General features: G+C 70.7%; 13 protein-coding genes and 1 pseudogene. 7 read left to right on the forward strand and 7 right to left on the reverse strand.

Annotated elements, in window-relative coordinates:
* Positions 1-113: 113 nt before the first annotated feature.
* From RM479_RS16610 to thyX, 3 genes are all read left to right on the forward strand, one after another.
* A complete protein-coding gene (locus RM479_RS16610) occupies positions 114-2,324 on the forward strand; it encodes an anthranilate synthase component I (RefSeq protein ID WP_311512627.1) in 2,211 nt (736 codons plus the stop codon).
* Between the two features lie 142 nt (positions 2,325-2,466).
* Positions 2,467-2,607, forward strand: coding sequence for a GPGG-motif small membrane protein (locus RM479_RS16615; RefSeq protein WP_274811302.1), 141 nt, complete (start codon positions 2,467-2,469; stop codon positions 2,605-2,607).
* Between the two features lie 199 nt (positions 2,608-2,806).
* Positions 2,807-3,604: an FAD-dependent thymidylate synthase gene (thyX, locus tag RM479_RS16620; protein ID WP_311512628.1), complete on the forward strand. Its 798-nt coding sequence runs from the start codon at positions 2,807-2,809 to the stop codon at positions 3,602-3,604.
* 61 nt (positions 3,605-3,665) lie between these two features.
* Here thyX and RM479_RS16625 read toward each other — a convergent pair whose 3' ends face one another.
* The 4 genes from RM479_RS16625 to RM479_RS16640 form a co-directional block, all read right to left on the reverse strand.
* A complete protein-coding gene (locus tag RM479_RS16625) occupies positions 3,666-4,388 on the reverse strand; it encodes an ATP-binding protein (protein ID WP_311512629.1) in 723 nt (240 codons plus the stop codon).
* Complete coding sequence (locus tag RM479_RS16630; RefSeq protein ID WP_274811305.1) at positions 4,385-4,948, reverse strand: DUF6879 family protein; 564 nt, start codon at positions 4,946-4,948, stop codon at positions 4,385-4,387. Before RM479_RS16630 ends, RM479_RS16625 begins: the two co-directional genes overlap by 4 nt.
* Entirely contained in the window at positions 4,945-5,163 is a 219-nt protein-coding gene (locus tag RM479_RS16635) for a hypothetical protein (protein WP_274811306.1), read from the reverse strand. The genes RM479_RS16630 and RM479_RS16635 overlap by 4 nt, the downstream gene beginning before the upstream one ends.
* Before the next feature lie 91 nt (positions 5,164-5,254).
* Positions 5,255-5,425 carry a hypothetical protein gene (locus RM479_RS16640; protein ID WP_274811308.1) on the reverse strand — a complete coding sequence of 57 codons (171 nt, stop codon included), beginning with the start codon at positions 5,423-5,425 and terminating at the stop codon, positions 5,255-5,257.
* Between the two features lie 264 nt (positions 5,426-5,689).
* Between RM479_RS16640 and RM479_RS16645 the strand changes: the two are divergent.
* The 3 genes and pseudogenes from RM479_RS16645 to RM479_RS16655 all read left to right on the forward strand — a co-directional run.
* Positions 5,690-6,031 (forward strand): annotated as a pseudogene (locus RM479_RS16645) (transposase); the annotation flags it as partial.
* A gap of 290 nt (positions 6,032-6,321) precedes the next feature.
* Positions 6,322-7,530 carry a right-handed parallel beta-helix repeat-containing protein gene (locus RM479_RS16650; RefSeq protein WP_311512631.1) on the forward strand — a complete coding sequence of 403 codons (1,209 nt, stop codon included), beginning with the start codon at positions 6,322-6,324 and terminating at the stop codon, positions 7,528-7,530.
* Positions 7,531-7,755: 225 nt separating this feature from the next.
* The gene (locus RM479_RS16655; RefSeq protein ID WP_311512632.1) at positions 7,756-8,589 is read left to right on the forward strand and encodes a DUF2382 domain-containing protein; all 834 of its coding nucleotides are present in this window, start codon (positions 7,756-7,758) and stop codon (positions 8,587-8,589) included.
* Between the two features lie 294 nt (positions 8,590-8,883).
* On the opposite strand, the gene RM479_RS16660 is transcribed toward RM479_RS16655, so the two are convergent.
* The gene (locus tag RM479_RS16660; RefSeq protein WP_311512633.1) at positions 8,884-9,459 is read right to left on the reverse strand and encodes a chorismate mutase; all 576 of its coding nucleotides are present in this window, start codon (positions 9,457-9,459) and stop codon (positions 8,884-8,886) included.
* A gap of 192 nt (positions 9,460-9,651) precedes the next feature.
* Here RM479_RS16660 and RM479_RS16665 point away from each other — a divergent pair, with 192 nt between their 5' ends.
* Positions 9,652-11,037, forward strand: a complete 1,386-nt coding sequence (locus RM479_RS16665) for a flavin monoamine oxidase family protein (protein WP_311512634.1) — start codon at positions 9,652-9,654, stop codon at positions 11,035-11,037.
* 36 nt (positions 11,038-11,073) lie between these two features.
* Here the strand turns inward: RM479_RS16665 and RM479_RS16670 are convergent, their stop codons facing one another.
* Both RM479_RS16670 and RM479_RS16675 read right to left on the reverse strand, forming a co-directional pair.
* Positions 11,074-11,370, reverse strand: a complete 297-nt coding sequence (locus RM479_RS16670) for an MTH1187 family thiamine-binding protein (RefSeq protein ID WP_311512635.1) — start codon at positions 11,368-11,370, stop codon at positions 11,074-11,076.
* Between the two features lie 34 nt (positions 11,371-11,404).
* The gene (locus tag RM479_RS16675) at positions 11,405-12,193 is read right to left on the reverse strand and encodes a hypothetical protein (protein WP_311512636.1); all 789 of its coding nucleotides are present in this window, start codon (positions 12,191-12,193) and stop codon (positions 11,405-11,407) included.
* Positions 12,194-12,295: the final 102 nt, after the last annotated feature.

A 12,295-nucleotide genomic window follows, 5' to 3' on the forward strand; every position in this document is an offset into this window, starting at 1 on the left:
GGCGTCGATGTTTCGCGTATCTCTCGCAGCGACCGCCCCGGACCGGCGGTCGTTTCCGTTTCACGGCCCCCGGCCGGTGTGACCCACCCCGACCAGCGCCAGAAGGACCGGCCGTGACATCCAGCGACGCACAGACCACCACGTACCGCACCCGGGGCGGCGTGACCGTCCACCGCCAGGCCACCCCCTGCGATCCGGAGATCCTCACCGACCTCGTCCGCGACGTCGAGTACCGCCGCGGCGGTGTCCTGTCCTCCGGCATGGAGTATCCGGGCCGGTACGACCGCTGGCACCTGGGGTACGTCGACCCGTGCCTGGAGTTCACCACCCGCGGCCGTCGCGTCACCGCCACCGCCCTCAACGAACGCGGTCGCGTGCTGCTCCCGGTCGTCGCCGACGCGCTGGAGACCACCGGGGTCGACTTCGAGAGCGGCCCCGACCACGCGGCCGTCACCGTCCCCGAACCCGACCCCGGAGTCTTCTTCACCGAGGAGGAGCGCAGCCGCCGTCCCAGCGTCTTCACCGCCCTGCGCGCCGTCATCGACGTCCTGAGCGCCCCCGAGGACGGCAACCTGGGCCTGTACGGCGCCTTCGGCTACGACCTGGCCTTCCAGTTCGAACCCATCCGGCGGCACATCGACCGCGACCCCACCGATCGCGACCTGGTCCTGCACCTGCCCGACGCGATCGTCGTGCGCGACCGCAAGCGCGAGACGTGCGTGCGCTACACCTACGACTTCGCCGTCCCGGCCGGGACCGGCCGGGACGAGGCCGACACCCGGGGACTGGACCGGCTGACCGAGCCCACCCCGCCGGTCGTCGCCGGTGAGGTCCCCGGTGACCCCGAGCCCGGTTCCTACGCCCGCGTCGTCGCCCACGCCAAGGAGAGGTTCCGGCGCGGCGACCTGTTCGAGGTCGTCCCCGGACACCGCACCTACGCCCGCTGCTCTTCGCCGGCCCGCTTCTACGAGCTGCTGCGCGAGCGCAACCCCGCCCCCTACGAGTTCTTCTTCAACCTGGGCGGGGGCGAGTACCTGGTCGGCGCCTCCCCGGAGATGTTCGTGCGGGTCAGCGGCGAGCCCGGAACCGGCCAGCGGGTGGAGACGTGCCCCATCTCCGGCACCATCCGCCGGGGCGACGACGCCCTGGGCGACGCGGAGAACATCCAGGAGCTGCTCTCCTCCGTCAAGGAGAAGTCCGAGCTCACCATGTGCACCGACGTCGACCGCAACGACAAGTCGCGGGTGTGCGAACCCGGAAGCGTCCGGGTCATCGGTCGCCGCCAGATCGAGATGTACTCCCGGCTCATCCACACCGTCGACCACATCGAGGGCACCCTGCGCCGGGAGTTCGACGCCCTGGACGCCTTCCTCACCCACATGTGGGCGGTCACCGTCACCGGTGCCCCCAAGACGTGGGCGATGCGCTTCATCGAGCAGCACGAGACCAGCCCCCGCCGCTGGTACGGCGGCGCGGTCGGGGTGATCAACTTCGACGGCTCCATGAACACCGGGCTGACGCTGCGCACCGCCCACATCCGCGACGGCGTCGCGGCGGTGCGCGTGGGCGCCACCCTGCTCTACGACTCCGACCCCGAGGCCGAGGAGCGCGAGACGTTCCTCAAGGCGCGGGCCCTGCTGGAGACCCTCGCCCTGAGCGAGGAGGACGACACCGCCTCCGCGCGGGCGGGCGCCGCGAAGACGCGGGACGACGAGGAGCGGCCGGGGGAGGGCATGAAGGTCCTGCTGGTCGACCACGAGGACTCCTTCGTCAACACCCTGGCCGACTACGTGCGACGCCACGGGGCCGAGGTGATCACAGTCCGCTACGGGTTCGAGCCCTCACTCCTGGACCGGCTGGCCCCGGACCTGGTGGTGCTCTCGCCCGGCCCGGGTCTGCCCGTCGACTTCGGCATGTCGGCCCTGCTCGACGAACTCCAGAGCCGGAACCTGCCGGTGTTCGGGGTGTGCCTGGGATTGCAGGGCATGGTGGAGCACGCCGGCGGGGAGCTGCGCACCCTGGACGAGCCGGTGCACGGCAAGCCGGGGCGGGTCCGCGCCCTGGGCGGCGCCCTGCTCTCCGGACTCGGGGAGGAGGGGCTGTTCCAGGCGGCCCGCTATCACTCCACCTACGCCCTGCCCGAACTGGTGAAGGGCTACGAGGTCACCGCCGTCATCGACGCGGAGGGCGAGGAGCCGGTGGTGATGGCCATCGAGGACCGACAGAACCGCCGGTACGCGGTCCAGTTCCATCCGGAATCGATTCTCACGGCCTCCGTCGGCGAGGAGATCGTCGCACGGGCGTTGCAGCTGGCCCGCGGCTGACGGGGTAAGGGTGCGCGGGCGAGTGTGACGGGGGTCACATTCACCCGCGCCCATCTGCGGAAAATGTTGTCTGGTGACAACATTTTAAGCTTCTTGGTGTTTCGTCTTGTTTGATCTGCTTCCTCTCGGTCAGGGGTGGGGCATGGGTATTCTGCTTACGATCCTCGGAATCATTCTTCTCATCGTCGGCGTCCTGGGCGTGGTGCGCGGACAGCTCCTCTGGGGCATCATCGCCATCGTGCTCGGACTCTTCCTCACCCCCGGCTACTTCTTCGGTATCTAGCCGGACGACCCCACGACCCCGGCGCGGTCCCCGACCGCGCCGGGGCGTCCCCCTGTCTTCGGCCCGCGTGGGACCCGGCCGGACGTGTACCCTCGGGGAAGGCTGATCAGCCCCACCCCGTTCCACGCCCCCCGTGCCCGGTCCCGGTCACGGCCCAGCGGCGTGCCCGGGGCGGGGCCACGACACGGGAGGCAGTGCAGTGAAGAGGGTCGAACCGCAGGTCCGACTGATCTCGCGTCCGCAGGTGGACTACGACGCGATCGCCGACTATCTCAAGGAGGTCGGCGGGCAGTCCTGGCTGGAACGCTTCGACCGCGGTGAGCTCGACGACCACCTCAACGACCCGCAGAACCTCGCCGAGTTCGCCGGGCGCCTGTGCTACCGCTCCTGGGAACCGGGCCTGAACCCGAACGTCACCCGGGTGCGCACCGACCAGGACGCCTACCTGGGCAACATCCTGGCCAGCCTGCACGGCTCGGTGCTGGAGCACGTCACCTTCGGGTTCGTCCTGCACAACGTCTCCCGCGTCCTGACCCACGAACTCATCCGGCACCGGCCGGGCGTGGCCATCTCCCAGGAGTCGCTGCGCTTCGTGCGCCTGAGCGACCTGCCGTTCTGGTTCCCCGACTGGGCCCAGGACGACCCGGAGCTGATGGAGCGCGCGGGCGAGATGCTCCAGCGGATGGAGGAGTTCCAGCTCTGGATGGCCGACCACTTCGGCCTGGACGACGAGGGCGTCAAGTTCGCGGAGAAGAAGCACAAGACCTCCTTCATGCGCCGCTTCGCCCCCGAGGGCGTGGCCACCGGGCTGGTGTGGAGCGCCAACGTGCGCACCCTGCGCCACACTCTGGAGGCCCGCACCGCCCCCGGCGCGGAGGAGGAGATCCGCCTGCTCTTCCACCTCATCGGAGAGACCCTCCAGAGGGAGGCCCCGGCCCTGTTCGGCGACTACGTCGTCGAGGACGGCGCCTGGGTCCCGCAGTGGCGCAAGGTCTGACAGCGCCCTGATCACCGAGCGGGGCTCGACCGGATACCGGTCGGGCCCCGCTTCCACGTGTTCAGTACCCCAGATCCGCCAGGCGTTCCGTGGAGTCGGTGTCCACACGCGGACCGATCGTGTTCCGGAGCAGTGCCACGGAGTCGGCCATCGGCAGGACGTCCAGGGGGAGGCGTCGGGCCCCCTCCCGGGCGATGAGCCCCGACAACGTGTTACGGCTGGTCACCACCACCATGCAGCCGGGTGAGGCGGGCAGCAGCGGACGCACCTGAGCCGGTCCGAGCACGTCGTCGATGACGATCAGCAGGTGCTTGCCGTCGGTCTCGGTACGGTACAGGGCCGAGCGGCCGTCCAGGTCCAAAGGGACACGGTCGGGAGGGACACCGAGCGCCCGCAGGAGGGAGTCCAGGTTCTGTGCGGCCTCCGCGCGCGGGCCCGGGGCGTGTGCGTGGACGCCGACGTAGAGGCAGCCGCCGGGGAATCGGGCTCGGGCACGGTGCGCCCAGTGAACGGCCAGCGCGGTCTTGCCGACACCGGGTGGGCCGGACAGCACCACGACCGGGACACGGACCTTCGCCTCCTCCGCCAAAGCGTCCAAGCGCCGCAGATGTGTCGTCCGGCCCACGAAACCGGTGGCCGGCAACGGAAGTTGGCGGGGGACCGGTGCGGAGCGGCCGGGGGAGGAGGCGATGTGGACGCCACCGTGGACGGTGCCCGCTTGGACCACGGCCTCGGGGCTGCCGTACACGGTGTTCTCTGTGCGGTCGTCGTGGGAGTTCGTCACAGGGGTTTCATGTCGGCGTCGAAACGTTTCTCGTATTCGCTGAAGGGGACCGACAGGTGCAGGGCCCGGTCCCGTACGGCGTTGGCCAGGACGACCTCTCCGGGGTCGGTCACCAGCTCGGGGGTGAGCATGGTTCCGTCCGGCGCGTAGTTCATCCGCACCAGGCGATGCGAGTCGAACAGCCAGTAGTCGGAGCGGGGGATGCCCGCGGGCCAGGTGTTCTCTGCGACGGGCAGGATGTTGACGTCCTCGCCGGCTTCGACGTTGGATCGGTAGGCCCACACGCATTCGAATCGCAGGTAGTCGGTGAGGGGTTCGATGACCACGTGCACACGACGGAAATGGCGCTCGCCACCGACGATGCGCGCCCACTCCGAGTGAGAGTCGGTGGTGATGATCTGGCCGTCGGCCAGAAAGCGCCGGAACGCTTCCTCCTCATAACCGACGTCGTAGATTTGAAGTGTTTCGAGCCGGAAGGCGGTGTAGCGGCATTCGGTGAAGAACCGGTCGAATTCCTCCGTGTCCACGGGCCGGATACCACCGCCGTCGGAAGGGGTCACACGCTCCTCCGCCGGTAGGCCTCCACAGCGGCCAGGACGATCTCGGGAGAGATGCGCACGGCGGTCTCACCGGGCAGGGGATCGGCCAGCTCACTGAAGTCGGTGTCGTTCAGCCCGACCCCCTGGACGACGAACTCACCCGTGTCGCTGAGGTAGACGGAGGGACAGCCCTTGTCCCCCGACTTGTCGTCCTTGGCCAGCAGTACCAGTTCCATGGTGCTCCGATCAGGCCGCTCCGGAACGCGAATCGCGGACCACGAAACTAACATGAAGCCTTGCCCCGTAGGGTTTGTGGCCGAGGTCGACCTACTCGCCGGTGTATCTTCTCCGTATCCGCTCCACTTCGTTCCCATCGTCCTCGCGGGACGCACGCACCAGCCGTTTGATGTCGGCTGCGGCGAGCGCGTCACCCAGCGCGGTGACGCTCGTCCGGCGTGTGTCCGTCCGGGCCTCGGTGGGGCGGTCGGAATCGCTCATGTCTCCAGTTGACCACATCCTCTCAAGGGCGATGGGCCATCGAATTACATCCGTTTTCGGTGTAGAAGGACTTTCGTCCCTCGAATACGGGGTTCGCTTCCGACAGTGGCCGTTACCCTCTTCCGGTACTCCAGTCGGACTTCCGGTTTGATCGGTAACGATCACGTTCGTAGGGATCTCGTGGTGTTCGACCGCGCTGATATGGCCGTTTTCCGGACACGGCAACGGCCACCGCCCGATCATCGATGGTTGTGAAGACGACAAATCCCGAGGCGGTGGCCGCACCTGCTGAACGCGACCACCAGCACGATCGTCGACCCGTACCCGGCCCGGCCCGAGACCCGCACCACCACCCGCCAGATGATCCGCGCCCTGCTCGCCCCACTCACCCGCAAGAACTGCCGGACCCTGGCCGAGCACGCCGGACACCGGGCCCCTCAGCGGATCCAGCACCTGCTCAACCGGGCCGCTCTGAACGAAACCGCCCTGGCCGCAGACCTGCGCGGCTACGTCATCGGCCGCCTCGGCACCGACGACGTGGTCCTGGTCGTGGACGGGACCGGCGACCTCAAGAAGGGCACCCACACCGTCGGGGTGACCCGCCAATGACCCCGTGCGGCGACCTTCTGTGATCCGCTCCCGATGGGCGCCGGTTTCGTGGAATGGTCATCGACCACGGCGGCTGTTTCACCCCGTCCGGCACCCGCTGGCGCGCGCGGGCCGTGTCATGGTCCGGGACGGGGGCTGGGCGGGTGGCCGCCGGCGCGGGCCCTCGGTGGTCGCACGGGTATCGGGAATGCGCTTTCCGTGCTAGTTTCCCGATTCTGGGAGCGCTCCTGTCATCACCCGCTCACGGTCCGCGACTCCCTCGCGGGCCGATGAAGGAAGGCAACCCGATGAGATCCCCTACCCCCCGGACCCGCCGCCGCGCCCTGCTCGGCGTCGCCGTCGCGGCCGTGCTGGCCTTCGGCGCCGCGACCCTCACCGCACCCGGCCCCGAACCGGTCGCCCTCACCGCCGTCGAGGAGGCCGCCCCCGCGGAGACCTTCGCCGCCTGCGGTGACGGCGGCTTCGACACCGAGGTCACCCAGAACGGCTCCACCTACACCGCCCGCGCCGGCGGCAGCACCCTCTACCGGGGCGGCGACATGCTCGCGGCCATGCGCGCGGCGGTCAACGGGCTCAGCCCGGGCCGCACCACCCGCGAACGGGTCGTGGTGCGGGCCTCCGGCTCCATGCCCGCCAACACCTCCCTGGACCTGCCCAGCCACACCTCCCTGGAGGTCTGCGGCACCATCGACGTCACCGGGACGCCCACCGGGAACAACGCGGCGATCCGGATCCGCCACGCCGTCGACGTCGCCGTTCCCCATCTGTCCCTGACCGGCAACCCGTACTTCGGCGTGTGGGTGCGGACCTCGCGCGACGTCCACTTCGGCCGGATCGACCTGCGCCTGTCGGGCGGTCTGGGCATGCGCATCGACAGCCGTGACAACGACGCGGTCCGCGAGGCCCGGAACATCCGCATCGACGACGTGTACGTCTCCGGAACGAACAACCACGGTGTGGAGACCTACGGCGTCGACGGGCTGACCATCGGCACGGTCACCGCGCGCGACACCGGCTACTCGGGTCTGCTGCTCAACGACACCGTCAACGCCACGGTCGGCCTGGTCGACGCCGTGGGCGCCGGGACCGGAACCGGGTACGCCGCCTTCCGCACGGCCAACCGCAACGGCCGCGTCGGCAACGGGTACCCCGTCAACATCCGGGTCGGCGAGATCCGCGCCCGCGGCGGCGGCCGGGGGATCTTCTGCGTCTCGGAGAGCGGCGGCCTGGTCGTCGAACGCGTCGACATCGCGCGGACGGGGAGCAACGCCGTCCTGGTGGAGAACTGCCACAACGTCACCATCGCCGAGCAGGGCGGGACCATCGCCGGGCCGGGTGACATCCGCATCGCCGCCCGGAGCGAATTCGCCAACACCTCCGGGGTGACCTTCCGGAACCTGCGCCTGGTCGACACCGCCCTCAACGAGAACCCGTGCGCCGTCGGCACGGTCGTCCGCGACATCACCTGGGTGAACAGCCGCGACAACAGCTGCTGACGCCCCTTCCGGGGCGGGCCGATCGCACACGGCCCGCCCCGGTCCGCGGCTCCGACCGCATGCTCCCCGCCAAGGGCGGCCCCGGCCCCCGTCAACCACGGCCAAGCTCTCCCCAATTCTCGGTCGGTCCCGCTGAAAAGCCTCTTCCCCCTGGTCAATGTGGGTAGGCCAGGCGAAGTGCGCGGCGGGTAACCGGCCCGCCGGCCGGGTGAAGGGGTGAGGAACATGGCACACCACCGCGCAGAGGAACTCGTGGGCCACCACGTGCTGGACGAAGAGGGCAACTCCATCGGTAAGGTCTCCCGGGTCTACCTGGACGACCGCACCGGTGACGCGACCTGGGCCTCCGTCAACACCGGCCTGTTCGGCATGCGCGAGACCCTGGTCCCCTTGCAGGGGGCCCGACCGGTCCAGGAGGACATCCAGGTCCCCTACGACAAGTCCACCGTCAAGGACGCCCCCAACATCGACGCCAAGGACCACATCTCCCCGGAGGAGGAGCGCGAGGTCCTGGAGTACTACTCCGCGCACGGGATGCCCGCGCAGCGCTCCCCGCAGGCAGGTGCGCCGGACACGGCCGGTGCGCCGGGCAGGGCGGGCGAGCAGGGCAGGGCGGGCGAGCCGGGCATGGCCGGCAAGCCGGGCATGGCAGGTATGCCCGACCCGCGTGCGAACGCCGAGGACGAGGAGGTCGTCGTCCGCTCCGAGGAGCGGGTCGACATCGGTGTCGAGCGCCGCGAGGCGGGGCAGGCGCGGATGCGCCGCCACGTCGACAAGGAGCACTTCGACACGACCGTCCCGGTGAGCCACGAGGAGTTGGAGGTCGAGCGCCGGCCGATCACCGACCCCGACCAGGTCACGGGTGACCGCTCGATGGAGGAGGGGGAGGAGACCTTCACCCTCTACGAGGAGCGCCCGGTGGTCACCAAGCACCAGGTGCCGGTCGAGGAGATCCACGTGCGCAAGCGCGAGGTGACCCACGAGGAGCACGTCGCGGGCGAGCGCCGTTCCGAGCGGATCGAGTTCGAGGACGACGAAGAGGCCCCGAAGGATCGGTGACGACCCCGAAGGCGCCCGTCCGGATACCGCCGGTCGGGCGTCTTCGCCCGCGCGGATCCGCCGCCCCGGTGGGGAGCGACGTCTCCGGTGCGGGACGAGGGCCGGTCTTCCGTGCGCCTTCGCGTCCCTCACCACCGACGACCTGCTCCAGGGGGTACCGCGACACCCGCCCGGTCGGCGACGGCCCGTGGTCGGGCGCCCGTGTCGAGGACGGCCCATGCCGCGTGCCCGCCCGGGACCGGCTCCCGGAGGGTCCCGCGCCGCAGGCCTCCGCGGCCGGACGGCCGTGGGCGGTCAGGAGCACACCGAGGACAGGGCCATCCTCAACGCCGCGCGCCCGCGACGGTCCAGGCCGCGTTCGGCGGCCACCCGGCGGACGTTGCGTTCCAGTCCCGCCTCGCAGTCGGGGGCCGACAACCCGGCCCCGGCCTCGGTCAGCGCCCCCACCAGGGCCGGGGTGATCCGGTCCAGTTCGGCGCGCACCCCCGTCGGGTCCGGCGCCCCCTCCGGGCCCTGTTCGGGACGGGCGTACCACTGGGCGTGCCTGCCCCGCTGGATCACCTTGTTGGCCTCGATCTGGTCGCGCATGACCGTCAGCGCGGTCGCGGGGTCGCCGTCCAGGTCCAGGGCCGATCGCTCGGCCTGGGCCAGCACCGTCTCCTCGCGTTCGGGCGCCTCGACCGGATCACCGCTGTGCCATTTGGCGGCGGCCATCAGCTCCGCGGTGGCCAGCCGGTCCGCCGACAGCTCGACCACCGGGGCCAGAGCCGTCTCCACCGGCGGGCCGGTCGGCGGAGCGGCGTACACCGATGCGCCGGTGGCGCACACGAGGACGAGCGCCGAAGCGACGGTGGTGGCGATGACACGCACGGGAAACCTCTCGGAAGACGGGAGGAGGACATCCGGAGTGTAACCATAAGATCGCCGATCGTTACGGGAAGTGAGCGATCCCGGTTCCGTTCCGACCGCTCCGTCCTCTCGTGTCCCGGGGTGTCCTCCCCGCCGTGGACACGCCGGGCACATAAAGTCGCACTGTCGGTCACCGACATGGAGGGGAGTGCCATGGCTGACCAGGAGGACGTCGGCGCGGAGGTCACCGAGGAGCCGAGCGGGGCCGGGGAACGCCCCGACCCCGAGCCCCGCGGTCGCGAGGCCGCTCCCGGACGCGGACACACCATCGTCATCGGGGCGGGCATGGCCGGACTCGTCGCCGCCGACCGTCTGGCCCGGGCCGGTGAGCGCGTCACCGTCCTGGAGGGGCGGGACCGCACCGGCGGACGCGTCCACTCGGTCCGGGCGTGGGACGGCGTCACGCTCGACGCGGGCGCCTCCTGGATGCGCGGCGAGGAGGGCAACCCCCTGGCCGAACTGATCCGCGACATGGGCCTGCGCACCGCCGTGTTCAACCGCTCCACCGAGACCGCCTACGACCCCAAGGGCCGACGGCTGCTCTTCGACCGGCACCGCCGCAACATGGAGGACGTCAACCTCCTGCACGAGCACATGTACTGGGCCAACATCGGCGCGGGCGCGCAGGAGTCCATGGAGCACGGCATCGACCAGGCCCTCTACGACGCGAACCTGGTGCGCGGCCGGGCCCGCGACGCCAAGGAGATCGTGCACCGCATGGTCGAGAGCGATCACGGCGCCGACGCCGAGGAGGTCTCCTTCGAGGCCGTGGGCGCGCTGCACGAGTTCAGCGGCGACGACGTGGTCTTCCCCGACGGCATGGGGCGGATCACCGACCACCTGGCCCGAGGGCTGGACGTGCGCCTGGGGCACGTGGTGCGGGCGGTCTCCCACGACCGGGACGGCGTCTCGGTGCGGGTGGACGCCCCCGGGGGGGAGGAGACCCTCACCGCCGACCGTGTCGTCGTCACCCTCCCGTTGGGCGTCCTGAAGGACGGGCGGGTCGCCTTCCACCCCGAGCTGCCCCAGGACAAGCGGCGCGCGATCGAGCGCCTGGGCAGCGGTCGCCTGGAGAAGGTGTTCCTGCGCTTCGACGAGGTGTTCTGGGGCGATGCCGAGGTCCTCGTGCACCTGGGCACCGAACAGGGCACCTGGTTCCATTGGTACGCCGGTCAGCGCGTGCTCGACGTGCCGGTGCTGGTGTGCCGCAACGGCGGCAACGCGGCCCGTTTCCTGGCGGGGATGAGGGAGGAGGAGGTGGTCGCGCACGCCATGGCGTCGCTGCGCACCATGTTCCGCAAGGCCCCCGATCCGATCGACCACCACCTCACCGACTGGACGGGCGACCCCTTCGCCCGGGGCGCCTTCTCCTTCACCGCGGTCGGCTCCGACGACGGGGACCGGGTGGCGCTGCGCGCGTCGGTGGACGAGCGGGTGTTCTTCGCGGGGGAGGCCACCGAGATCGAGCACATCGCGACGGTGCACGGCGCCCTGCTGTCGGGGCGTCGCGCGGCCGAGATGATCCTGGACGAGGAGTGAGCCCGACGGGCCCCGGACCGGGGCCCGTCGGTCGGGTCAGAGGCGGTCCAGTTCCTGTTCGAGCGCCTCGACCTTGCCGTCCAGGGCCCCGGTGACCCCCGGTCGGATGTCGGCCTTGAGCACCAGCGAGACACGGCCGGCCCCTTCGCCGGCGGCCTCCGTGGCCGCCTTCACGACGGCCATGACCTCGTCCCACTCTCCCTCGATCGTGGTGAACATGGCGTCGGTGCGATGGGGCAGTCCGCTGTCGCGCACGACCTTGACGGCCTTCGCGACGGCCGGCGCGACGGATTCGCCCGTGCCCTGAGGGCTGACGGAGAAGGCGACGAGCATGGTGACCTCCCGGGTCGTTGCGGCGGTGCTCTCCTCAGCCTCGCAGACGCCGCTCCGCCTCGGCCACTCCCGCCACGCAGGCGCGTCGCACCCGGTGATGGTTGTTCCACCGTTCCAGGAGACCGAACGGGCGGGGGTCGGGATCGGGGTCCCCGTCGGCCTCGGCGAGCGTCAGCGACTGCCCGGTGAGCTCTCCGCGCCGGGTCCACCGCTCCCACCGCTCGAAGTCGGGGCTGGCCTGGTGCCCCATGACCAGGGCCGGTTCGCCGGAACCGGAGGGGTCGTCGCCGTTGCGCCCCCACAGCTCCACGAGGGAACCGGGTTCGGTCGGCCACGCGGGGGAGGTGACCACCTCCACCCGGAGGTCACCGTCGCGTCCCCGGACCAGCAGCGCGTCCTCGGGACGGTCGCGCGGGGGGAGCCCGACCACCCGGTCCACGTCCACCAGGCGCACGATGGCCCGGCCCATCCACCACCAGTTCTCCCGGCGCGCCATGAGGCTGCCCACCCGCAACCGGGTGGGCGGGTGTTTGTGGACCTCCTGCTCGACCAGGTCGGCGAAGGCCTCCCCGCGGGGATCGAGGGACACCTCGACGCGGCCGACGGCGGCCATGGCCGGCTCCCCCTCTGCGGGCGGAGCGCTCACACAGAAGGCGGCCCATCGGCCCAGGGAGGCGATCAGGGGCAGATGGGCCAACGGCAGCGCGACGCAGGGCACGTCCTCGACCAAGGGGACCACCGGGATCGCGTGCGGGCCCGATCCGCCCGACCAGCACAGTTCGCCGATGGGGGAGCGGCGCCAAGTCGTGGCCGGATCGTGCACGATTCTTCCTTTGGTGTGATGTAGGACTCATGTTAATTTCTCGGGACTGTACTCTCACCCCCGGGTAAATGCACCCCGCAGAGCACGCGGGTGCACTAAAGG

It is taken from the genome of Nocardiopsis lambiniae (assembly GCF_031845465.1).
GTDB lineage: Bacteria > Actinomycetota > Actinomycetes > Streptosporangiales > Streptosporangiaceae > Nocardiopsis > Nocardiopsis lambiniae.